General features: G+C 45.0%; 17 protein-coding genes. 12 read left to right on the top strand and 5 right to left on the bottom strand.

What is annotated here, in order from left to right; all coding sequences use genetic code 11:
* The first annotated feature begins 34 nt into the window (after nucleotides 1-34).
* The 4 genes from lpxK to CXF58_RS04525 all read left to right on the top strand — a co-directional run bounded on the left by lpxK (nucleotide 35) and on the right by CXF58_RS04525 (nucleotide 3,674).
* Nucleotides 35-1,162, top strand: a complete 1,128-nt coding sequence (gene lpxK, locus CXF58_RS04510; RefSeq protein ID WP_102076728.1) for a tetraacyldisaccharide 4'-kinase — start codon at nucleotides 35-37, stop codon at nucleotides 1,160-1,162.
* A gap of 21 nt (nucleotides 1,163-1,183) precedes the next feature.
* Entirely contained in the window at nucleotides 1,184-2,026 is an 843-nt protein-coding gene (gene kdsB / locus CXF58_RS04515) for a 3-deoxy-manno-octulosonate cytidylyltransferase (protein ID WP_228706535.1), read from the top strand.
* Nucleotides 2,027-2,160: 134 nt separating this feature from the next.
* Entirely contained in the window at nucleotides 2,161-3,291 is a 1,131-nt protein-coding gene (locus CXF58_RS04520; protein ID WP_228706536.1) for a DNA polymerase III subunit delta', read from the top strand.
* Nucleotides 3,292-3,326: 35 nt separating this feature from the next.
* A complete protein-coding gene (locus CXF58_RS04525; protein ID WP_068408248.1) occupies nucleotides 3,327-3,674 on the top strand; it encodes a PilZ domain-containing protein in 348 nt (115 codons plus the stop codon).
* A gap of 136 nt (nucleotides 3,675-3,810) precedes the next feature.
* Here the strand turns inward: CXF58_RS04525 and ppk2 are convergent, their stop codons facing one another.
* Together ppk2 and CXF58_RS04535 are read right to left on the bottom strand one after the other, a co-directional pair.
* Complete coding sequence (ppk2, locus tag CXF58_RS04530) at nucleotides 3,811-4,824, bottom strand: polyphosphate kinase 2 (protein WP_228706537.1); 1,014 nt, start codon at nucleotides 4,822-4,824, stop codon at nucleotides 3,811-3,813.
* Between the two features lie 242 nt (nucleotides 4,825-5,066).
* Nucleotides 5,067-6,641, bottom strand: coding sequence for an acetyl-CoA C-acetyltransferase (locus tag CXF58_RS04535; RefSeq protein WP_082894394.1), 1,575 nt, complete (start codon nucleotides 6,639-6,641; stop codon nucleotides 5,067-5,069).
* A gap of 618 nt (nucleotides 6,642-7,259) precedes the next feature.
* On the opposite strand from CXF58_RS04535, the gene CXF58_RS04540 reads away from it, so the two are divergent.
* From CXF58_RS04540 to CXF58_RS04555, 4 genes are all read left to right on the top strand, one after another.
* Entirely contained in the window at nucleotides 7,260-8,660 is a 1,401-nt protein-coding gene (locus CXF58_RS04540) for a 3-oxoacyl-ACP reductase (protein ID WP_102076730.1), read from the top strand.
* A gap of 334 nt (nucleotides 8,661-8,994) precedes the next feature.
* On the top strand, nucleotides 8,995-9,909 hold the full coding sequence (locus tag CXF58_RS04545; RefSeq protein ID WP_102076731.1) for a MaoC family dehydratase: 915 nt from the start codon (nucleotides 8,995-8,997) through the stop codon (nucleotides 9,907-9,909).
* Nucleotides 9,910-9,957: 48 nt separating this feature from the next.
* The gene (locus CXF58_RS04550; protein WP_102076732.1) at nucleotides 9,958-10,485 is read left to right on the top strand and encodes a protein tyrosine phosphatase family protein; all 528 of its coding nucleotides are present in this window, start codon (nucleotides 9,958-9,960) and stop codon (nucleotides 10,483-10,485) included.
* A gap of 169 nt (nucleotides 10,486-10,654) precedes the next feature.
* Nucleotides 10,655-12,073, top strand: a complete 1,419-nt coding sequence (locus CXF58_RS04555; protein WP_102076733.1) for a serine hydrolase domain-containing protein — start codon at nucleotides 10,655-10,657, stop codon at nucleotides 12,071-12,073.
* Between the two features lie 130 nt (nucleotides 12,074-12,203).
* Here the strand turns inward: CXF58_RS04555 and CXF58_RS04560 are convergent, their stop codons facing one another.
* From CXF58_RS04560 to CXF58_RS04570, 3 genes are all read right to left on the bottom strand, one after another.
* Complete coding sequence (locus tag CXF58_RS04560) at nucleotides 12,204-13,457, bottom strand: cation:proton antiporter (RefSeq protein ID WP_102076734.1); 1,254 nt, start codon at nucleotides 13,455-13,457, stop codon at nucleotides 12,204-12,206.
* A 229-nt stretch (nucleotides 13,458-13,686) separates the two neighbouring features.
* Nucleotides 13,687-15,597 carry a dihydroxy-acid dehydratase gene (ilvD, locus tag CXF58_RS04565; RefSeq protein ID WP_102076735.1) on the bottom strand — a complete coding sequence of 637 codons (1,911 nt, stop codon included), beginning with the start codon at nucleotides 15,595-15,597 and terminating at the stop codon, nucleotides 13,687-13,689.
* A gap of 179 nt (nucleotides 15,598-15,776) precedes the next feature.
* The gene (locus tag CXF58_RS04570; RefSeq protein ID WP_102076736.1) at nucleotides 15,777-16,553 is read right to left on the bottom strand and encodes a hypothetical protein; all 777 of its coding nucleotides are present in this window, start codon (nucleotides 16,551-16,553) and stop codon (nucleotides 15,777-15,779) included.
* Nucleotides 16,554-16,800: 247 nt separating this feature from the next.
* On the opposite strand from CXF58_RS04570, the gene CXF58_RS04575 reads away from it, so the two are divergent.
* The 4 genes from CXF58_RS04575 to dusB all read left to right on the top strand — a co-directional run bounded on the left by CXF58_RS04575 (nucleotide 16,801) and on the right by dusB (nucleotide 23,051).
* Nucleotides 16,801-17,238 (top strand): HIT family protein, encoded by a 438-nt coding sequence (locus CXF58_RS04575; RefSeq protein WP_068408230.1) that lies wholly within the window; start codon nucleotides 16,801-16,803, stop codon nucleotides 17,236-17,238.
* Nucleotides 17,239-17,535: 297 nt separating this feature from the next.
* Nucleotides 17,536-19,581 (top strand): BCCT family transporter, encoded by a 2,046-nt coding sequence (locus tag CXF58_RS04580; protein ID WP_102076737.1) that lies wholly within the window; start codon nucleotides 17,536-17,538, stop codon nucleotides 19,579-19,581.
* A gap of 221 nt (nucleotides 19,582-19,802) precedes the next feature.
* A complete protein-coding gene (locus CXF58_RS04585; protein WP_102076738.1) occupies nucleotides 19,803-21,842 on the top strand; it encodes a BCCT family transporter in 2,040 nt (679 codons plus the stop codon).
* Nucleotides 21,843-22,013: 171 nt separating this feature from the next.
* On the top strand, nucleotides 22,014-23,051 hold the full coding sequence (gene dusB, locus CXF58_RS04590; RefSeq protein ID WP_102076739.1) for a tRNA dihydrouridine synthase DusB: 1,038 nt from the start codon (nucleotides 22,014-22,016) through the stop codon (nucleotides 23,049-23,051).
* The last annotated feature ends 56 nt before the right edge of the window (nucleotides 23,052-23,107 follow it).

Raw genomic sequence — 23,107 nt, forward strand, 5'->3', positions numbered from 1 at the left:
ATGGCTGCATAACTAGGATAAATAACACATCATCATGAGTATTGAAACCACAATGACGCGTGCCTGGCAACGTCAGGCTGCTTGGCTCTGGCTGCTACTGCCTGTCAGCTGGTTGTATGGATTCATTACGATGGTGCGCCGTCAGGCTTATCAGGTAGGCCTGTTTTCCAGTTATCGTGCGCCTATTCCGCTGATGGTGATTGGTAATATCACGGTAGGCGGCAGCGGTAAGACACCGTTGATTATTGCCTTGGTTACTCATCTGCAAAAACAAGGTATAAAAGTAGGCGTTATCAGCCGCGGTTATGGCGGTGATAGCAGCAAAATGCCCGCTTTGGTGCATGCCGATACCTTACCAAGCATCGTAGGGGACGAGCCCTGTTTAATCGTCAATATGACAGGTGCGGCGATGGCCGTTTGCCCCAATCGTAAGCAGGCTATTACCACCTTATTAAATGCTTATCCCGACTTACAACTGATTATTGCTGATGATGGCTTGCAGCATTATGCGCTGCAACGTGATATCGAATGGATTGTGGTCGATGCGTCGCGTGGCTTTGGTAATCAGCAGCTGCTACCAACCGGTTTTTTACGTGAACCCATGTCGCGCTTAAAAGGCGCAAATGTGGTTTATCATGAAAAAGCGGATAGGACGACCGAAGATAATAAGCAAGCTCAATCCAATCGTTTAACCATGCATCTACAAGCGGATAAATTGCAGTCTTTATGGCCTTCTGCTGTTGAGATAGATGGTTTCAGTGTCGCAGCAAAAACGCCTATGCCACTTATGCCACCTATACCAAATGGTCGGGTACATGCGGTAAGCGGTATCGGTTATCCGCAACGTTTTTTTGATACTTTATTGTCGCTTGGCTTTGATGTCATTGGGCACGCTTATCCTGATCATTATGATTTTAGCTTGACTGAGCTTTTACAATATAGCGAGCTGCCGATCATTGTCACCAGTAAAGACGCGGTCAAAATCAGAGCGTTACTAATAGATACGTCTAGCCACCAACCACTTAACGATGAATATCAAGAACTCGTTAATCGCTTATGGGTATTGCCAGTGACTGCGGTGTTATCAGACAGTTGCTATGTCAACTTACAGCAGCAATTAAAAGCTTTAAATATTAATTTATCTAAAAGCACAAAAGCGTAAATGATTTTATAGGAATAAACCATGTCGTCAGACTTAATATCAGCTGAAACAATGCCAATTGAAGCTGCGCCAGCCAAAACTCATATTGTTATTCCTGCGCGCTTTAAAAGCACGCGCTTACCCGGTAAGCCATTATTAAAGATTCATGGCAAACCAATGATACTGTGGGTGGCCGAAAAAGCACAGTTGGCTGATTTTGCTGACGATATGTGTATTGCGACTGATGATGAGACGATTGCTAAAGTTTGCACAGAGGCAGGTTTTGATGTGGTGATGACCAGTAATGAGCATGCGTCAGGGACTGACCGTTTGGCTGAAGTTGCTGCTATCAAAGGCTGGGCTGAGCATGATATCGTGGTCAATATGCAGGGTGACGAACCTCTGGTACCGCCGTTATTATTACAGCAAGTCAAAGCCCTGCTAATGCAAGATAGCGACAGCGTGATGGCGACTTTATGCGAGCCTATCGAAGACTACGAAACTTTTATGCGCCCATCGGTCGTAAAAGTTGTCAGTCAGACTTCCAGCAATTTACAGCGTGCATTATATTTTAGCCGTGCACCGATTCCGTGCGACCGTGATGTGGTTTTGGCAAACGATAAAAATATACAGCAGCAAGCACCAAAAAAAGCTTATCGTCATTTGGGGTTATACGCTTACAGAGTTAGCTTGTTACAGCAATTTGTACACTGGCCGCAAACGCCGCTCGAGATATTAGAAAGCCTAGAGCAATTACGAGTTTTAGAAAATGGTGGTCAAATTGCTATTGCCACTGCAAGCTGTCATCTACCAGCCGGCGTCGATACTCAAGAAGATTTGAATCGGCTAAATGCAATGAGCTTAGTCGATTTTCAAAATTGCTGATACAATATAATTGGCAATAGCCTAAGCAAGCTAATTGGTATGTTCAATTATTCAAATATTCTACGTGTATTAGCGTGTATAGCATACTAAAGGTATTGAGCGGCGATTAGGTGATTATGAGTAAGATAACCAAAATGACAACTGAAATGACAAGCGCATTGCCTTTGACGGATAATATATATTTTGCACCGCTATTACCATGGCAAAACGAGCTATGGTCACAGCTGACCAAGCGGGTGTTGATGCCGCAGCAATCTTTGCCGCACGCGCTTTTAGCCGCTGGTATGCAGGGCATGGGCAAGCGCGCTTTTGTTTGGCGTTTGGTGGCGTGGTTATTATGCCGAGAGCGCGAGCACAATCCGCTTGGCGCTTGCGGTATTTGCGAGAGTTGTCAATGGCTCAGATCAGGGACACATCCAAGCTTACAAGTTCTGCCACTTATTAGTATGCCAGTCAGTGCCGAACATGCTGATGCTAAACAAGCAGCAACTAACAGCGCAAAAGACAAAAAATCTGCCAAAGCTGCTAATAACGCTGCGTTAAAAATAAAGGTCGATGATATCCGTGCTCTGCAGCCATTTATTTATCAAGGCGGGCAGGGCGTGCGGATATGTGTGCTCGATTACGCAGAGCAAATGACGGTTGCAGCGGCTAATGCGTTGCTCAAAACCTTGGAAGAGCCGCAAGCCCAAGTACATTTATTCCTCATCAGTGATACTCCAGCGCAGTTACTGCCAACCATAAAAAGCCGTGTTCAGCAGTTGGCACTACAGACCATTGAACCTGCCGTTGCAGTTGACTATGTGACTCATGCTTTAGGTAGTACGGTCAATCGTGAGGCGGTCGGTACGGCGGCCATTGAGCAGCTGATACAGTTGGCAAATGGCGCGCCTTTAGCCGCGGTCGCCCTTGCGCAAGCACCATGGTATAGCAAGCGCGCACTATGGCTGACAACGTGGCAAGCGCTGCGTAGCGGCAAGCGTAGTAGCATAGCGGCAAGCGACTATTGGCAGACCCAGCTTAGTATAAGCGAGTTTATTCAATTGTCGGAGCTAATGCTCGTTGATATACGCCGAGTATGCTTGGGTCTTGATGCGCTGCAAAAGGATATTGATTTACCAGCGTCTTTACACAGTCATCAACCTACTGAAAGTAGTTTAGAGACGTTTATAAAAAGTATGCAAGAAATAAAAACCGCTCTACAACAAAATGTGCAAGAAAAATTCGCTTATGATAAGCTGATGCAAGAATTGGCTTATCTATAAATTAAAAAAAATCTCACATATAAAGGAAGCGGACTATGGCAATGCCAGGACGTGGCGGGATTTTAACCTGCCATATTGAAGATATGGAAACGTTATACGCAAGCTATTTATCCTTTGTGACCAATGGCGCATTATTTGTGCCGTCTGATAAAACCCAAAAGCTGGGCGATGAAGTGTTTATTGCCGTCACTCTGCCCAATTCTAGCGAACGCTTACCGATGAATGGTAAAGTGGTTTGGATCAATTCAAAAAGCCAAAGCGGCCGCCCAGCAGGTTTTGCGGTACAAATAGGCACTGATGTCGCTGGGCTAAGAATCAAAAACGAGGTCGAGCGCTTATTAGCCGGTAAGCTTGATAGCTTGCAGTCGACTTATACGATGTAGTGTTTTTACAGAGCGTGAAATGTATTTGCTATTAGCATAATACATTTAGCGAAAAAATGAAAAAAGCAGCCGTTATATTGATGAGGCTGCTTTTTTATGCGCCGTATTTTGTTAAATAATACGTGCATGCATTTAGCTAATAGCGCGGTGGTACATACATATCATCGGGAATTGGCTCGCGGTAATATTCATCATCGCGCTTGCGTTCGGGCAATTCAATCTCATCGCGCGGTACTTCTTTATAGGGGATTTGCTCAAGCAAATGAGCAATACAGTTTAGCCGAGCGCGTTTTTTATTATTGCCTTCGACCACCCACCACGGCGCTTCAGGAATATGGGTGCGCTCAAACATGGTCTCTTTGGCTTTGGTATAATCCTCCCAGCGCCGACGTGATTGTAAGTCCATCGCTGACAGCTTCCACTGCTTAAGTGGGTCGTGAATCCGGCTCATAAAGCGCGAATGCTGCTCGTCATCGGTAATCGAAAACCAGTATTTAACCAAGCGAATACCTGAGCGCACCAGCATACGCTCAAATTCAGGCACCGATTGAAAGAACTCTTCGTACTGGGCATCGGTACAAAATCCCATGACGCGTTCAACGCCCACACGGTTATACCAGCTGCGATCAAACAAGACAATCTCGCCAGCGGCGGGCAAGTGCGCTACATAACGCTGGAAATACCACTGTGACTGTTCGCGTTCGGTTGGTGCGGGTAGCGCAGCAACGCGGCAAACACGCGGGTTTAGACGCTGAGTGATACGCTTGATAGCGCCACCTTTACCCGCAGAATCGCGCCCTTCAAATATCACCACAATGCGCTCGCCGTATTCGACCACCCAATCTTGCAGTTTGATAAGCTCTCGCTGTAGTCGCAGTAATTCTTCAAAATAAGTACGCCGATCGAGCTTTTCTTGCTCACTCATCGCGCGGCCATCAAAACGAAAGTCGCGCACATAATCGTCTATCTCATTTTCCAGCTCTTCGTCATAGCTGTCGATCAAATCTTGATGCATTTTGCGGCGTAGCTCATCGCCAAACACTTCTTTATCCATACGGGTAATAAAGCTGTCTTGTTCGAGTGCTGACAGTTCTTGCCGCTTGGGGGTATTTAAGGTTTGTCGGTCAATCGATGAGGGACCTTTGCTCATAATAAGCTCCTAAGCAATATTTTTATGGTTATTATTCATTATGATAGTTCTATATGTGGTTTATTACTCTAGCACATTTACAATAACGCTATGAGTACGCCGTGTTTACTTGTTGCAGTCTTTTTAATATTTTTTTCAGCCACAACAAAAAACACCCTTTAATCATCAGATTAAAGGGTGTTTTAAAAGCTTAACGCTATTTATTAACTAATGGCTTATTTCTAATGACATCAGTGAGAATATTATTTCTCTAAGATGCAAGTAACGCCTTGACCGCCAGCGGCGCAGATTGAGATAAGTGCGCGACCTGAACCTTTTTGGTCTAACAATTTGGCAGCAGTGGCTAGGATACGCCCACCGGTTGCGGCAAATGGATGACCTGCGGCAAGTGATGAGCCATTGACGTTTAGCTTGCTACGATCGATAGAGCCTAGTGGCGCATCAAGACCCAAACGCTCTTGACAGAACTTCTCATCTTCCCAAGCTGCTAGCGTTGATAACACTTGTGAGGCAAACGCTTCATGAATTTCATAGAAGTCAAAATCTTGCAGCGTTAAACCAGCGCGCTCAAGCATACGCGGTACCGCATAAGCTGGCGCCATGAGTAAACCTTCTTTATCGCCAGATTTACCGATAAAGTCAACGGCAGCCGTTTCTTGATGAACGATGTATGCTAGTGGTTTAAAACCACGCTCTTTGGCCCATTCGTCATTGGCTAATAGCACACAAGAGGCACCATCGGTTAGCGGCGTCGAGTTAGCGGCTGTCATGGTTGGGTTGGCATTCTTTTTACCAAACACGGGTTTTAGTTTAGCAAGCTTGTCTAACGTCGTATCTGGGCGCAAGTTGTTATCGCGCGTCAAACCTTTGTATGGCGTGATTAGGTCGTCAAAAAAACCTTCGTCATAAGCGCGTGCTAGATTTTTATGGCTATTAAAGGCAAGCTCGTCCTGATCTTCACGGCTGATGTTCCATTCAAGGGTGGTAATCGCTTGATGGTCACCCATGGATAAACCCGTACGCGGCTCGCCATTTTGTGGTGAGTCGATCAAATCTTTAGGATTTAAACCCATTAGCGCTTTTAGACGTTGTTTGTTGTCTTTAGCTGCGCCCAATTTGATTAACACTTTACGTAAGCCATCACCAACCGCGATAGGGGCGTCAGAGGTGGTATCCACACCACCAGTAATCGCCGAATCAATGATACCAAGGGCGATTTTATTGGCAGAAGCAAAGGTTGCTTGTAAGCCAGTACCGCAAGCTTGTGAGATATCGTACGTTGGTGTATGTGGGTTCAATGCCGTACTTAGCGTTGCTTCACGCGTCAAGTTGATATCACGGCTCAATTTCATCACCGCACCAGCAACGACTTCACCGACTTTTTCGTCTTGTAAGTTAAAACGCTCAACCAAGCCATCTAACGCGGCGGTTAGCATGTCGGTGTTGCTGACATCTGCGTATGTACCGTTTGAGCGAGCAAAAGGAATACGGTTGCCACCTAGGATAGCGACGCGATGTTGACCCGAGCTCAGGCCAGTTTTGCTTGATTCTTTAGCGGTCGTAGCAGTTGTTTTTGTACTAGCTGTGTCAGTCTTTTTATTGGCATCTTTAGCCGCACTATCATCTTTAGTAGCGTTAGTAGTTTTGCTGTCTTTTGAGCTTTTTTCAGCGGTGCTCTCCTTTTTTGAATCATCTTTTTTAGACTCGTCTTTCTTAGAATTATCTTTATTAGAGCTGTCTGTTTTCGTATCCGCTGTTTTGGCATCCAACTTTTTATCGTCCGCTTGTTTCGGCTCAGCGGTTTTTGAGTTTGCCATTGTGTCAAAAACGTTTGGGTGCTTGGCGTCTTCAGTTGCTGCTTTTTTGGTTGCTGCGTCAGTCGCTGTTTCGGTATTTTGGCTATCACCAGCTTTTACGACGGTCGTTTCAACAACAGGGCTATCAGGGTGATTGTTTTTAGTACTCATAATATTATCCTTAAAAAATATGGGTAGAAGATAAAAGGGAAAAACAAAAGAGAAAAACATAGTACACGGCAGAGAAGGTTAGCATAAGGCGCTTTTTACGCGCTTACTGTATCTCTTTAGCAAACGATGTGACGCTAATTTTAAGCTCATGCCTTCAATGCTAACTATCAAACGCTACTGATTATACTGGTTAGTATTGATTAATAACATTGCATAACGAAGCTTTTGATAATATATTGTTATCTATAAATGCATTTGCCATAACTTATACGTTAGATTTTAACATAAGTGGGGTGTTTTTAAGGCGAGAAAAAGTTGCTATCTTGTATACTGGCTTGTCTACAGATTATGATAGACAGGCGCAGCTTTTGGACTTGTTTTGCATGGAAGTGTATAGTTACAGCAGTTTTTAACCTGTTTACTCATATTAATAATTTTTTTTCTTCTCATTAATTATAGGATTATATTATGTCAGACCGTTATGGTGATTTTGTGCAGTCTTCTATTGGCCGAAAAGTGGCAAAAAATCTAGGCTTGCCGATGCCAGTCGAGTTGGATCGTTTTGATAGTGGACAGCCGTCAGTACGTGGTAGTGTATTGGTTGGCCGTGCTGATGGCGACAATACTGCCATCAGCGAATCAGTTGCCCGTATTTTGTCAGATTTGCATGCTGATGTATTTGTTAATAGCCGTGATGCGGTAAAAGACGCACTGGCTGATGCAGGCGTGAAAGCCAAAGCCAATACCGGCGGCGATGACAAGTTTAAAGTTTTATTGTTTGATGCCAGCAATATCAGCAATGCTGATGAGCTCAAACAAGTGTATGAGTTCTTTCATGCCGTGGCGCGCCGCGTCGAAAAATCAGGTCGCGTTATCGTTATCGGTCGTCCACCAGAAGATTTGAGCGATATTGAGGCGGCATTGGCGCAGCGCTCGCTTGAAGGTTTTGTGAAATCTGTCGGTAAAGAGTTTAAGCGCGGTATCACCGCCCAGCTTATCTACGTGGCAGAAGGCGCTGAAAAGAACCTAGACTCAACGTTACGCTTCTTTGCCTCAGCGCGCTCAGCTTATGTGTCAGGACAAGTGGTACGTGTTACTAATGGCGACAACGTTGATGTCGATTGGACGCAGCCTTTAGGCGGTAAAACTATGCTGGTCACTGGCGCAAGTCGCGGTATCGGTGAAGCCATCGCTCGTGTGTTGGCACGCGAAGGCGCCCATGTTATTTGTCTTGATGTACCGCAGCAGCAAGCGGACTTACAAAAAGTCGCCAGCGAAATCAGTGGTTCAGTATTAACCGTTGATATCACTAGTGAAGATGCGGGCAAAGAAATCGCAGAAGCGGCGCAAAAGCGTGGCGGTTTAGATGCCGTTATTCATAATGCTGGCGTGACCCGTGATAAGACACTGGCAAAAATGGACGAGAAAAAGTGGGATATGGTCATCAATATCAACTTGGGTAGTATCGCCAAGCTAAACCGCTACTTGCTCGATAATGATGTATTAAAAGACCATGCACGTATCGTCTGCGTCTCATCTATCTCAGGTATCGCTGGTAACCTAGGTCAAAGTAACTATGCCACCTCTAAAGCGGGCGTCATTGGTTTGGTAAACGCGACTGCTAAGCAGCTAGAAGACGGCTCTAAAGGCATGACCATCAACGCTGTAGCGCCAGGATTTATCGAAACGCAAATGACAGAAGCCATTCCGTTCGCCATTCGTGAAGCCGGTCGCCGTATGAACTCAATGAGCCAAGGCGGCTTACCAATCGATGTGGCTGAAACCATTGCATGGCTTGCGTCACCAGCTTCTGGTGGACTAAATGGCAACATCGTGCGTGTTTGTGGCCAAAGCTTGTTGGGTGCATAGCTTGTTGGATGCATACTCAGTAAAATAGAGGCAGAATACTGCTCGATAAATGACTAAATCATAGTGAGCAAGCCTGTATTAAGTAGGTAAGAGGGACAAGATTTTTAAATCGACCTCACATATGCTTACGAAAAATTGCTGATAAATTGTAATAAAGCTGCCCGAGGGTGGCTTTTTTATGATAAAAACAGGTATGAATAAAAGCATGTGCCAGTAAAAGAGCTGATAAACAAAACAGTAAATGAACCAGCAGATAAACGCATGCATCGCCTTTTATAGGTCGCGAGATAATTTGCTCCAGCCTCAGTTAGCTTAACCCCATTTAGGATTTATTATGTCAGACAAACATTATGATGCGTTGCCAAAAGCGCATACCACCTATGCCAATATCGTCAAGAGCTTATTGCCTATTGGTAATAACGAAAAGGTCAGCCGCGATCAGTTGCCACAAGCGACGTATTATGTAGATAATTTGCACATCGACCAAAGCAATCTTGATGATTATCGTAAGATTTGTGGTTTCGCCGACAATGGCAAAATACCGATTACCTATTTTTCTGTTTTATCACAGACGTTACAAATGAATATGATGGTCAAAGAGCCATTTCCCTTTGCTATGCTAGGTTTGGTGCATGTGGATAATAGCGTGACGCAGTATCGTCCTATCGGTGAGCGTGAAACGGTAGCGATGGCGGTGAAGTTTGATAATCTACGCGACCATGCGCAAGGCCAGCAGTTTGATTTTGTCACCACCGTTAAGTCAGACGATGAGGTTATTTGGGAAGGCACTTCTACTTATTTGTCACGTGGCAAAAAATCAGGTAGCAAAGATAAAAAAAGCACGCCGCGTCCAGTGACCGTTAAGCCTTTAGTGAATGAAGAAGGCGTGCACAGTATCTTTGAAGTACCAGAAGATATCGGCCGTCGTTATGCGTTTGTTTCAGGGGATTTCAACCTTATCCACTTGCACCCACTATCGGCACGCGCATTTGGTTTTCCAAAAGCCATCGCCCACGGCATGTGGTCAAAAGCTAAATGTCTAGCGCTGATGGATGAGCTACCAGATGCTTGCACGGTCAATGTATCATTTAAGCTGCCTATCTTTTTGCCAGCAGAAGTAGAGTTGATCGCTGAGCCGATAGCAGCATTAAAAAGCTCAGCTGATACTTGCGAATTTGGCTTGTTTAGCGCTAAAAATGACAAGCCGCATCTTGCTGGTGTGATCAAACTGCAAGGCGAAAATCAATAGATTGCGCCATATTTTTAACCTTTATATTTTATTAACCAATTATTCATTATGACTTTACATGACAATGCAACAAAGGTAGCTGCGCCCGATAACTCAGCTACGATAGATGAAGCGGCTGCTAAAGATAACGGTATCGATTTGGAAAATATGTTTGAGCCTTATTTTCGCCCTGATGACAATACCATCGTGTGCGGCGCCCTCGACGACGAAAAAGTCGCTGCTTTAGCGGCGGCTGGCGTTGAGTTGGTGCTTAACTTGCAGCCAGATGACGAGCTAAATTTTGATGAGCGCGCGGCGGTAGAGCGCTCTGGTATGTATTATGAGCAGCTGCCTATCAGCGGGGCTAACGATTTAAAACAGTTAAATATATTGGCGTTTGATAACATCTTGCGTCAGTATCATGGCAAAAAAACCGTCTTGCACTGTGGTTCTGGTAATCGCGCTGGTGCAGCGGTAGCATTGCGTGCAGGCTGGTTACGCGGACGCAAAATGGATACGGCTTTGGAGCGCGGGCGCAGTCATGGTTTGACGAAACTGGAAGAAGAGGTTCATAATCGTTTATTGGTTCCACGCTAGACTCATGGCATACATACCATGTATGGCAAACTGTACGCGTTACATATGAGCGACATGCCACAAAAAAGGCGACCAATAGGTTGCCTTTTTTATGAGCAAATTTCGTCATTAATTAGCTAATGAATTTTTTGACTATAAAAAATGTTTTTATAAATAAAGCGAGTGAAGAATGAAAAATAATAATGAGAAAGCTGATAATCAAAACGTCAATACGTCTACTAATCCTATTATTCAGCAACAATTACAACAATTGCTAACAGATTTGCAGCTTGATGACGCACCAGCGGGTGGGGCTTTAGTTGTTTATCAAGCGGGGCAATGTATTGCTCAAGCCAGTGTGGGAATGGCGCGCGCAGATTTATCATGGAGCCCCGATACCCTATCGCTGAATTTTTCAACAGGGAAAGGGGTGTTGGCGACATTGGTGCATGTGTTGGTCTCCGAGCATATGCTTGATTATGACCGAGCGATTGCGGATTATTGGCCTACTTTTGCCGCGCAAGGAAAAGAACAGATTACTTTACGTAGCGTCATGTCGCATCAGGGCAACTTGTTTTCGATTCAAAGTATCGATGTCGATAACGACACGGTGCTCGATTGGCAGCTCATGCTAGAAAAGGTAGCTGCTATGCCCGTAACGGCGCCTGAAGACAGCGCCTTATATGAGAGCGCTTATAGCGCCTTGGTTTACGGCTGGGTACTGGGCGGCGTGATAGAGGCCGTTACCCATATGTCATTAGCCACAGCGCTGCGTCACTATTTGACTGAGCCGCTAGGAATTGCAGACAGCTGTTATTTTGGGGTGCCAGACGATAAAGTAGATGAAGTGGCTCATTTGGTTAAATATTTCCAAACAGACGAACACGCAGCCCAGCAAATAAGCAATCAGGAGCTGTCGCAAGCGCGTCCTCGCCGCAGCAAACCCGTGTTAAGAGCGGATTCTGAAAATACTTTGCGCATTTATTCAAGCCTACCAAGCTACACTTGTTGGCAAAAAAGAGCGCTAACCAATCAAGCAAGCGAAAATGAAAGCGCAATGGCCGATGAGATGCCTAATTTGGATACAGCAAAAATTAACCGTTTATACTTTAATAACAGCCAGCTTAATCTAAAAAACTATAAATCGGCTCTTGTGTTGGCTAATAAACAACCTATCGATTATTACGATAAACGGACGCTACAAGCCATCATTCCCGCTGCTAACGGCGTAGCGTCAGCGCGAGCATTAGCGACTATTTATGCCATGCTAGCCAATGGCGGTAGCTGGCAGGGGCAGACATTGATTGATGACGCAACATTTAAGCAGCTTTCAACCCCGCAAACCACTGGCATGGATGCGGTGATGCCGGCGAAAATGAACTGGCGCTTGGGCTATCATCGCAGGTTTAGGATTTGTCAAAGTGAAGCTTCTAATATGAGCGCGCAAGGTTTTGGGCACATGGGCTATAACGGTTCGGTTGCGTGGTGTGATCCTGCGCGGCAATTGTCGTTTGCCTTTATCCATAATTTTGATGTAACAATGCTCAATGACGTCCGCCAGTTTGCGCTGACGGAAGCGGTATTAGATTTGATTGACGCTGAAATCTAGTAGATATGCAGCTTTAGCGTACCTCAATATTCTTGTTGCCAGTATGAAAAACAGAAATACAGGTGCTTAAGGGATAAGTAGCAACACTATAACTAACAAAAGTACTGAGGTAGGCGTCCGAAATTACCCACTACCCATGGCGCGGCTTATTAGGCGTGAGCTTAAGCAACCTTGGGGAAATCAAACCATGAATAAAGATAGAGGCCAAAATGACAATTGAGCAGACTATCCAAAGTTTAACAGCGTCTACTTCATCGAAGAAGCCTTGATTGAGGGCGTAAGACAGATAATATAAGGTACCAATACCACGAATACCGAGGGCAGAAATGGCATATTTTTCAGTATAGGGCAGCTTTAATCCTGATAGAGCAATTAATCCGCCAATCGGTCGAATCAATAATAAAAAGGTAAAGCTGACGATATAGACGCGCCATGTCAGCTCAACGCCAGCTTGCAGTCCTTGACCTAAAAACATACCAAAAACCACAAGAACTAAGGACATCAGTAAGCCTTCTGACTGCTCAGCAAAATCGTGCAGCTTTTGGTGATAACTGTGTTCACGCTCCGAGCGCCGAAAAGCAAAGGCGGCGACAAATACTGCAATAAAGCCATAGCTGTGCACATATTCTGCCAAACCATAGGCCAGCAAGGTGAGAGCTATGACGACATAGCCTTGAGAGATGGTGATATTGTGGCTGTATTTTGAAAAGACCAATTTTGCTAGTAATTTACCAACCACAATCCCGACTACCAAACCTGCGCCAATTTTCCACAGCACATCAGTCGTAAACCATTGCCACAGCATTTCACCTGTGAACTGCTGCCCGCCGCTATAAGCTTCCGCGACCTTAATCGCCAGATAAACAAACGGGAACGCCAAACCGTCATTTAACCCTGCTTCTGAGGTCAAGGTAAAGCGCGGTGTATCTTCGCCGCCAGTATTGGGCGGTCCGACTTGGATACTAGAGGCGAGCACAGGATCGGTCGGAGCCAGTACGGCACCGAGCAAGATGGCCGCGCCTAATGTCAAACCAAAAGCATAATAGCCTAAGAGCGCCATGGCAAAAATACCAATCGGCATGGTGATAAGTAGTAAGCGCACAGTCGGGCGCCATAAGTGCCACGACAGCTCAGTATCTATCTTGATACCTGCACCAACCAGCGAAACCAATACCACGATTTCGGTCAGTTTTTCTATGATTAAACCGTTATCCATCGGGTTTAAAAAAGATAAACTAGTCCACCAATAGCCCATGAGTAGACCAAAGCTTACTTGCAGCATGGGCAGCGAGATGGGCGTACGTTTAAAAAGAATAGGAAACAGTGCCCCGAATAAAAAGGCAATACCGCAGACCAATAAGAATAAATTATAGTTTTCAATCATAAGTTTGGTGCACGCTATTTTTTGGTTTTAAAAAGATAAAGTTACAAGAGGTTTAATCGCTATTAATAATGACGGTAAAACCCTTTTAATACCGCAAAAAAACGTTATCAGAACGGCGGTAGCGTTGTTTTTTGGTGAAAAAAAAGCCTGCGTGGTGCAGGCTTTGGGTAATTCTATAAGGTTAGTAATAAATCATTGCGTTTACAGACTTATTTAACGCTCAACTTGTTTAACGCTCAACTTGGCTCACATCACGGACGGCACCCGTATCGGCACTGGTAGTCATAGCTGCATATGCACGTAGGGCAGGCGAGACGTGACGCTCACGGCTTACAGGCTTCCATGCATCGCGACCACGCGCTTCCATCTCTTCGCGGCGCGCAGCAATCTCGGCATCGCTGACTTGCATATTGATGGTGCGGTTTGGGATATCAATGTGAATGGTATCGCCTTCTTGTACTAAACCAATCGCGCCGCCTTCAGCTGCTTCTGGGCTGGCATGACCAATGGATAAGCCTGAAGTACCACCAGAGAAACGACCGTCAGTTAACAGCGCACATTCTTTACCCAAGCCTTTAGACTTTAGGTAAGTGGTTGGATACAGCATTTCTTGCATACCAGGCCCACCTTTTGGCCCTTCATAGCGAATGATGACCACATCGCCGGCGACAATTTGGTCATCAAGCACAGCGGCTACGGCAGCATCTTGTGATTCAAAGATACGTGCGCGTCCGGTGAAGACTAAGATACTTTCATCGACGCCTGCGGTTTTAACCACGCAGCCGCGCTCAGCGATATTGCCGTATAGTACTGCTAAGCCGCCGTCTTGGGAGTAAGCATGCTGCGCGCTACGAATACAGCCTGACTCACGATTGACGTCAAGGTTCGACCATTCTTTTGATTGTGAGAAGGCCTGCGTGGTACGAACGCCACCAGGAGCAGCAATATAGCGCGCTCGTGCCTCAGTGTTATCAGGATTCATGATATCCCATTTATCGATAGCTTCTTTCATACTTGCGCTATGAATTGTAGGGATATCGGTGGTTAATAAGCCAGCACGGTCAAGCTCGGCAAGCAGTGCCATCACACCACCAGCACGGTGGACGTCTTCCATATGGTATTTTTGTGAAGCAGGAGCGACTTTCGACAGGCAAGGGACACTACGGCTTAGGCGATCAATATCGTGCATTTTAAAATCAACTTCCGCTTCATTGGCGGCAGCCAATAGATGCAAGATAGTATTGGTCGAGCCACCCATCGCAATATCTAAGCTCATCGCATTTTCAAAAGCGGCTTTGGTAGCGATAGAGCGCGGTAATACCGAATCATCGTCTTGCTCATAACGGCGCTTGGCCAATGATACAATCGTGCGACCCGCTTCTAAAAACAACTCGCGGCGTAACGAATGCGTGGCTAATAGAGAGCCATTACCCGGCAATGATAAGCCTAATGCTTCGGTCAAGCAGTTCATTGAGTTGGCGGTAAACATCCCAGAGCATGAGCCACAAGTTGGGCAAGCCGAGCTTTCAATGGCCAAAACATCTTCATCGCTGATATTATCGTCAGCGGCATCCATCATGGCATCGACCAAATCAAGCTTACGAATCGCATTGCCTTTACTATCGGTCGTGTGCACATCGCTGCCACCATCATTATTATGGCTATGAGCGACAGTGCTAGCGATGACCTTGCCCGCTTCCATCGGGCCGCCAGAGACGAAAACAACAGGGATATTGAGGCGCATGGCTGCCATCAGCATACCAGGGGTGATTTTATCGCAGTTAGAAATACAGACTAGGGCGTCGGCGCAGTGGGCGTTGACCATATACTCAACCGAGTCTGCAATTAAGTCACGGCTTGGTAGGGAATACAACATCCCGCTATGACCCATGGCAATACCGTCATCGACCGCAATGGTATTAAACTCTTTTGCCACGCCGCCCGCTTTTTCAATCTCACGCGCCACCAGTTGCCCCAAGTCTTTTAGATGCACGTGACCGGGGACAAACTGGGTAAAGGAGTTGGCAATGGCGATAATCGGTTTGCCAAAGTCGCCATCCGTCATACCCGTCGCACGCCATAGCGCACGCGCACCGGCCATATTACGACCGCCAGTAGAAGTTTTTGAGCGATAATCCATGTGATATTCCTTACAAATAAGCGAGATTTATAAACGTCTGCAGCATCCGCTGTCATACGGATAGTGTGCTTTTTATGCCATGTGAGTACTAGTGAATAATACTAAGGCGTTACCATACCATTAGATATGGATAACTGAAAATCATTAACCAATAATCATAAAGACTTGAGGGTCAATATTTAAACGAGGCGCTCTAAAATAGCGCTTTCAAACCAAGGCAACTCGGCTTTATCGGTTTCAAGTTTGGCGATGACGACTAAGGCGTGAGGTGCTGGCAAGAATTGATAGTCAGGACTGGCAGCAATAGTCAGTAGCTGTTTATCGTTTTCGGTGTGCTCATCAATACTGATAAGTATTTGCTTAGTATTTTTATAAAGCACATCAATACGACCAAAAAACTGCCACTCTTTAAAAGCAGCAGTAAGCGCATCGGCTTCATCTTTGGTATAAATTTGCTGGGTGTCTTTACCAGTATTGGTCCAATGCAGGCGTACGGCCAATTGCAGCGCTTCGCTAAACACCACCAATGAGCCAATCACTTTGACATGCCAAGGGCTGGTGATTAGCGCCTTATCAATACCGATAAGTTTCGCCGCCTCGTCAGCTGTCATGGGGGTATTAAACTGGGCAAGTAGGGCAGGCGTTAATGGATAAGTCTGTTTAATGCTGTCATCTAAACTGTCGTAATGATACAAAAAGGGCAGTGGCATATCCTGCGTCATGATTTTTTTGCTGATTTTACAATTATGGATACGCCAACTGATCGTTTTATCAGTCAATGCCTCAGCTAAGATAATGGCGTTTGGCTCAATGCTTGATATGGTTGACGGTGCGCTATCTTCAAGCGTTTCATTAACCGCAGTATGATTTCTCATAGTGTCATAAGCATGGTCGCTATGAGCGTCAGTAATGTTTGATGATTGGGATAATTGGGTTGGCAAGGCAGTCAAATCCATAAACCTGAGGTGATTAAAATAGAGGATTAATATAACATTTAAAGCGCACGGCTCGCCAATAAATTAATCATATCACTTATAGAATTGTTGGTAGCAAAACTCAGTAAAATTGAAAGGGGCTAGTGAATGTATCAGCCACTTGTACTCAATCCAAATTTCGTCCACTATATTTGCTGAGCTATTTACTCTTTAGTACTGACAACCAATTGATGACAACTAATTACTAATAAAAGGTTAAGGAATAAAAATGAGTCAAGATACCCAAACCAAATACGATGACAATAATATCTTTGCCAAAATGCTTAACGGTGATATCCCTTATCATAAAGTTTATGAGAATGACAAAACCCTCGCCTTTATGGATATCATGCCGCAAGCAAAAGGTCATGTACTGGTCATTCCTAAGCAAAAAGCCGTTGATTTAGTCGATCTTGAACCAGAATATGCCGCAGCAGTACTGATGACGTCCAAAAAAGTCATGCAAGCGCAGCGTCAAGTATTCGAGCGTGAGGGTATTATTCAAATGCAGTTAAATGGCGCACAAGCCGGACAAACTGTTTTTCATTACCATGTGCATCTAATTCCATCGAGCATTCATGAGCTAGGTCGTCATGCGGTCACGCAAGCAGATCAAAGTGAGCTTGCTGAGATGGCGAAACAGTTAGCAGGCGCTATTAATCCTTAATGTCTTAAATTGACCATTCATAATGCAATCATCAAAAAAAAGGCAGCTAACAAGTTGCCTTTTTTATTGCTGAGTAATAGTCATGTAACAAACGTTAAAATAGTGTTACGAGTCAGGCACTTGCCTAGGGTTTTTGCAGAGAGTGTGATAAAAATTATATTTGTTTTATAAACGGTTTAATAAGAGCCGAACGAGATACTGCCTCTATTCATACAAATTTATAAAGTAGGCGATCTTACTTCTCTTGTTGTATTTAGCTTTCATATTTATTGTTATTTTTTGAGGACATCATTTTTTATGAGTAAATTACCTCGCTCTACTATTTTGTTGCCAGTATTCGTGCCAGCCGCAACCATTATGTTGTTATTAGTGATTGGCACAGCCCTCAACCCTGAAGCTGCGGGTGAGTTGTTCAGCAAAGTTCTGGCTTTTACCACCGATACTTTCGGATGGTTTTATATGTTGGCAGTTGCCATATTTTTGATGTTTATTATTGCCTTAGCCTTCTCGCCGTATGGCAGTATTAAGTTGGGCCCTGACCACGCGGATGCTGAATATAACTTCCTTGAATGGTTTGCCATGCTATTCTCAGCGGGGTATGGCATTGCCTTACTGTTTTATGGCGTTGCAGAGCCAGTATTACATTTCGCCAGTCCACCCCTGTCCACACCGCAAACTATTGCAGCTGCAAAAGAGGCGATGCAAATTGCTTATTTTCACTGGGGTTTTCATATTTGGGCGATTTATGGTGTGGTTGGCTTGTCACTAGCGTATTTCTCGTTTCGGCATGGTCTGCCATTGTCCGTGCGCTCAACTCTTTATCCACTAATCGGTGACAAAATCCATGGTCCTATCGGGCATACCGTTGATGTGTTTGCGATCGTCGGTACTATGTTTGGTATCGCCACCAGTTTGGGATTATCGGTCGCGCAAATTAATGCGGGTCTAAATTATTTGTTACCAAATACGGTGCCAGTTAGTACCACGGTGCAAGTTATTATCATTGCGTTGGTGACGGCGGCGGCACTCGTTTCTGTATTAGCCGGTATGGACAAAGGGGTAAAGCGCCTATCTATCTTAAATATGGTGCTTGCCACTGCTTTGATGTTATTTGTGTTTATTGTTGGGCCTTCAGTATTTATTCTAAATGCCTTTATGGAAAACACAGGCAGCTATTTGGGCAATATCGTCGAGCGTACCTTTAGTTTACAAGCATACCAATCGAGTGATTGGATCGGTAGCTGGACACTATTTATTTTTGCATGGACCATTGCTTGGGCGCCTTTTGTTGGGCTATTTATCGCCAAAATTAGTCGTGGTCGTACCATTCGTGAGTTTGTCCTTGGCGTGATGCTAGTGCCAACGCTGTTTACTTTCTTTTGGTTCTCTGTATTTGGTGACACCGCTCTGCATATGATTATGGTCGATGGTTATGAGGCGCTGATTAGTGAAGTGCAAAACAACCAAGCTATTGCATTATTTAAGCTGTTAGAGCAATTACCATTTACCCAGATTGTCTCGTCATTGACCGTGGTGTTAATCATCACCTTTTTTGTGACCTCATCGGATTCGGGCTCATTAGTGATTGACTCGCTCGCGGCGGGTGGACGTAGCGATACGCCATGGTGGCAGCGTACGTTTTGGGTCGTCACTGAGGGTGCAGTCGCTGCAGTGTTACTTATTGCAGGTGGTTTGAGTGCATTACAAACTGCCGCTATCGTCAGTGCTTTACCGTTTGCGGTGATTATTTTGATCTCGACCTTTGGCATGTGGCGCGCGCTGCGTATCGAAGGTCATCGTAATGAGAGTTTGGCCAACGACAATCATTTACCGCCGCATTTATTGAAATTGGATGCTTGGCGCGACCGCATTGATTATATGACCAATCAGCCAACGCGCGATAAAGTTCTGGGTTATATCAAAGGTACAGTGTTATCGTCGATGCATGAGGTGGCAGAGAAATTTGCCGAAACAGGTTGGTTACCTGAGGTTAATTATGATGAGGTTAATGATCGCGCGGTACTGGAATTAAGACGCGGGGATAATGTGGAGTTCTGGTACGAAGTGCGGTTGTCAGAGCATGAGGTGCCTGATTATTACACCGAAGATATGGCCAATGAATTACCACAAGAGCATCACCATCGCGCCGAAGTCTATTTGCGCCGTGGTGGTCAGACTTATGATCTATATGGTTATCAGTCAGAATCGGTGATTAATGACATCATTGATCAGTTTGAAAAGTACCTACACTTCGTTAATGTTTCGCCAAATATATTGCCGTGGCGTATGCAGCAGCATGATGACGATATTACGTTGGAGCAGGGCAGTGTGTTTGATAAATAAATGGTTATTGGTTTGATAAAAAGGGCAGCTAAACAGCTGCCTTTTTTTATGAAATGGCGATGTTTTATCAATATTCATGGTGTAATGGACAAAACAACATTTTTTATCATTATTAAATAATGTAACTACTGGCTTGGTGCTTTAAAATTTATTTGAATAACTGAGTGTTATAGAACAGTATTAGACGCATACCCAAATTTAAGTTTCTTTGAGAATTTTTCATGAGTAAATCTCGTTCTACTATTTTGATGCCGGTATTCATACCGACAGCTATTGTTATGATTTTATTGGTCATAGGCGCCTCTGTAAATCCAACGGCGGCTAGCAATCTATTCGGTGAAGTGCTGAGCTTTACCACGGCCACATTTGGTTGGTTTTATATGCTAGCAACCGCGCTGTTTTTGATGTTTATTGTGGTGTTGGCGTTCTCACCCTATGGTTCCATCAAACTAGGACCTGACCATGGTGAGGCGCAATATAACTTTATTGAATGGTTTGCGATGTTGTTTTCGGCAGGGTACGGGATTGCTTTACTGTTTTATGGGGTGGCTGAGCCGGTCACGCATTTTGCGACACCGCTGCTATCAGAGCCCCAAACCGTGGCTGCAGCAAAAGAAGCCATGCAGATTGCTTACTTCCATTGGGGCTTTCATATTTGGGCAATTAATGGCGTCGTGGCCTTGACGCTGGCCTATTTTGCTTTTCGTCATGGTCTACCATTATCAATGCGCTCAACGCTATATCCTATTATAGGCGATAAGATTTATGGGCCTATTGGCCATGCGGTTGATGTGTTTGCCATTTTGGGTACTTTATTTGGTTTGGCCACCAGTCTGGGTATTTCAGTGTCGCAGATAAATACCGGTTTGAATTATCTCGTACCAAGCATTCCAGTCAATACAACCGTGCAAGTGATTGCCATTGTCTTGATTACGGGGCTGGCCTTGATATCTGTGCTGGCTGGTATGGACAAAGGGGTCAAACGCTTATCTATATTAAATATGATACTGGCAACGGCGCTGATGCTGTTTGTATTTGCGGTAGGACCGACGATATTTATTCTCAACGCCTTTATGGAAAATACCGGTAGTTATCTGGGTAATATTGTCGAGCGTACCTTTAGTCTACAGGCGTATCAACAAAGCGACTGGATCACCAGTTGGACGCTATTTATTTTTGCTTGGACTATTTCTTGGTCGCCTTTTGTCGGTATATTTATTGCCAAAATCAGCCGTGGTCGTACCATTCGCGAGTTTATCGTTGGCGTCATGCTAGTACCTACCATCTTTACTTTCTTTTGGTTTGCGGTGTTTGGTGATACAGCATTACATATGATTATGATTCAAGGCTATGACTCGCTTATTACTGAAGTACAAAATAACCAAGCGATTGCCTTATTTAAGCTGCTTGAGAACCTGCCTTTTACTCAAGTAGTCTCTGCCCTTGCCGTCGTGCTTATTATTACCTTTTTTATCACCTCGTCTGACTCAGGCTCTCTCGTGATTGATTCGTTAGCAGCCGGCGGTCGTAGTGATACGCCAGCGTGGCAGCGCACGTTTTGGGTATTAATACTCGGCGTTGTTGCTTCGGCGCTGCTCTTAGCTGGTGGCCTGCAAGCGCTGCAAACAGCGGCTATTGTTAGCGCCTTGCCCTTTACGATTATTATTTTGATTGCGATGTTTGGCATGTGGCGAGCGCTGCGTATCGAAGGTCATCGCAATCAAAGCTTGGCCAATGACAATCATCTACCGCCGCATCTGTTGAAACTAGATGCGTGGCGTGACCGTATTGATTACATGACCCAGCAACCAACGCGCGATAAAGTATTGGGTTATATTAAAGGTACAGTCTTATCGTCGATGCATGAAGTTGCCGAAAAGTTTGCCGAAACCGGTTGGTTGCCTGAAGTAAATTATGACGAAGTCAATGATCGCGTAGTATTTGAGTTACGCGGCGGCGATAACGTCGAGTTTTGGTACGAAGTGCGCTTATCAGAGCATGAAGCGCCAGATTATTATACGGAAGAGATGGCGAGTAAACTGCCGCAAGAACATCATTATCGGGCGGAAGTTTATTTGCGCCGCGGCGGACAAACCTATGATTTATATGGCTATCAACCGGATTCAGTGATTAACGATATCATTGATCAGTTCGAGAAATATTTGCACTTTATTAATATATCACCTGATATTTTGCCGTGGCGTATGCAAGTACATGATAATGACATTACCTTAGAGCAGGGCAGTGTCTTTGATAAGTAAAGCTTGATAAGTAGCTTTTGATAAGTACGACATTTTATAAGTAGTTTTTTCTATAAATAAACATTAAGCCAATCAAACTCTAGGTATTAAATGATTGGCTTAATCACTTGCAATATGCGCACGAACCCTTAGAATAACGGCTTGTTTTCACTACGAATCAAGCCGTTTTTTATGCCTATAAATAATATAGAGTCTAATCAATCATCAGCACAAACTGCGAATGATCATCCTTTATTGCAGCCATTGGTCATTGGCGGCTTGACGATTGAAAATCGTCTGATAGTTGCCCCGATGGCTGGCGTGACCGACAATCCGTTTCGTCGACTGTGTAAGTCATTTGGGGCAGGGCATGCAGTCAGCGAAATGATCATCGCTGATACGGCGCTTTATGCGCGCAAGAAATCACTCTATCGTGCCAATTTTGATAACGAAATAGCGCCTATTTCTGCCCAAATAGCAGGCGCAGAACCTGATAAATTGGCAGAAGCCGCACGTTATCAGATAGATAATGGCGCACAGATTATTGATATCAATATGGGCTGTCCGGCTAAAAAAGTGTGCCGTAGGTTAGCGGGTTCTGCACTGCTGCAAGATGAAGATTTGGTTGCGCGCTTACTAGATGCAGCAGTAGGTGCAGTCGATGCGCCTGTCACCTTAAAGACGCGCTTGGGTTTTGAGAATGGGCGTGAGAATATTTTGCGCGTTGCCAAGCGTGCAGAGCAAGCGGGTATTGCCGCGATTGCCATTCATGGGCGTACACGTGAGGACATGTATAGCGGCGAGGCGCGTTACGAGCTGATACGTGAGGTCAAAGAAAGCATCAGTATTCCTGTGATTGCCAATGGCGATATCGATAGCGCGCAAAAAGCGCAGCGTGTCTATGAGCTGACCAGTTGTGATGCGGTGATGATAGGGCGTGCTGCGCAAGGGCAGCCTTGGATATTTCGCGATATCGAGCATTTTTTGCGCTCAGGAGAAGTGCTTGCGGCACCAAGCGTGAGCGAGATAAAAGAGATTGTCCTAGCGCATTTGCAAGAGCTATATGAGTTTTACGGCGAATATTCAGGCTGCCGAATTGCTCGCAAGCACATTGCGTGGTATACCACCGGCATCCCTAATTCCAACGCTTTTCGCCAAGCCATGTATGGTGAAGAGAGTACCGCTGGGCAGTTTCGCGTGGTCAAAGCCTTTTTGCACGCGCACGAATAGCAAGAAAAAACGGTCAGTTTAACATCTTAGCGCAGAGTTCTCCCACCTCTAAGGTA

Origin of the sequence: Psychrobacter sp. Sarcosine-02u-2, assembly GCF_002836335.1 — a bacterium.
Classification (GTDB): Bacteria; Pseudomonadota; Gammaproteobacteria; order Pseudomonadales; family Moraxellaceae; genus Psychrobacter; species Psychrobacter faecalis.

What these genes read in the sequence shown, in the direction of transcription:
- lpxK (WP_102076728.1), top strand. Translation starts at nt 35, where the DNA reads ATGAGTATTGAAACCACAATGACGCGTGCCTGGCAACGTCAGGCTGCT.
- kdsB (WP_228706535.1), top strand. Translation starts at nt 1,184, where the DNA reads ATGTCGTCAGACTTAATATCAGCTGAAACAATGCCAATTGAAGCTGCG.
- CXF58_RS04520 (WP_228706536.1), top strand. Translation starts at nt 2,161, where the DNA reads ATGACAACTGAAATGACAAGCGCATTGCCTTTGACGGATAATATATAT.
- CXF58_RS04525 (WP_068408248.1), top strand. Translation starts at nt 3,327, where the DNA reads ATGGCAATGCCAGGACGTGGCGGGATTTTAACCTGCCATATTGAAGAT.
- ppk2 (WP_228706537.1), bottom strand. Translation starts at nt 4,824, where the DNA reads ATGAGCAAAGGTCCCTCATCGATTGACCGACAAACCTTAAATACCCCC.
- CXF58_RS04535 (WP_082894394.1), bottom strand. Translation starts at nt 6,641, where the DNA reads ATGGCAAACTCAAAAACCGCTGAGCCGAAACAAGCGGACGATAAAAAG.
- CXF58_RS04540 (WP_102076730.1), top strand. Translation starts at nt 7,260, where the DNA reads ATGTCAGACCGTTATGGTGATTTTGTGCAGTCTTCTATTGGCCGAAAA.
- CXF58_RS04545 (WP_102076731.1), top strand. Translation starts at nt 8,995, where the DNA reads ATGTCAGACAAACATTATGATGCGTTGCCAAAAGCGCATACCACCTAT.
- CXF58_RS04550 (WP_102076732.1), top strand. Translation starts at nt 9,958, where the DNA reads ATGACTTTACATGACAATGCAACAAAGGTAGCTGCGCCCGATAACTCA.
- CXF58_RS04555 (WP_102076733.1), top strand. Translation starts at nt 10,655, where the DNA reads ATGAAAAATAATAATGAGAAAGCTGATAATCAAAACGTCAATACGTCT.
- CXF58_RS04560 (WP_102076734.1), bottom strand. Translation starts at nt 13,457, where the DNA reads ATGATTGAAAACTATAATTTATTCTTATTGGTCTGCGGTATTGCCTTT.
- ilvD (WP_102076735.1), bottom strand. Translation starts at nt 15,597, where the DNA reads ATGGATTATCGCTCAAAAACTTCTACTGGCGGTCGTAATATGGCCGGT.
- CXF58_RS04570 (WP_102076736.1), bottom strand. Translation starts at nt 16,553, where the DNA reads ATGGATTTGACTGCCTTGCCAACCCAATTATCCCAATCATCAAACATT.
- CXF58_RS04575 (WP_068408230.1), top strand. Translation starts at nt 16,801, where the DNA reads ATGAGTCAAGATACCCAAACCAAATACGATGACAATAATATCTTTGCC.
- CXF58_RS04580 (WP_102076737.1), top strand. Translation starts at nt 17,536, where the DNA reads ATGAGTAAATTACCTCGCTCTACTATTTTGTTGCCAGTATTCGTGCCA.
- CXF58_RS04585 (WP_102076738.1), top strand. Translation starts at nt 19,803, where the DNA reads ATGAGTAAATCTCGTTCTACTATTTTGATGCCGGTATTCATACCGACA.
- dusB (WP_102076739.1), top strand. Translation starts at nt 22,014, where the DNA reads ATGCCTATAAATAATATAGAGTCTAATCAATCATCAGCACAAACTGCG.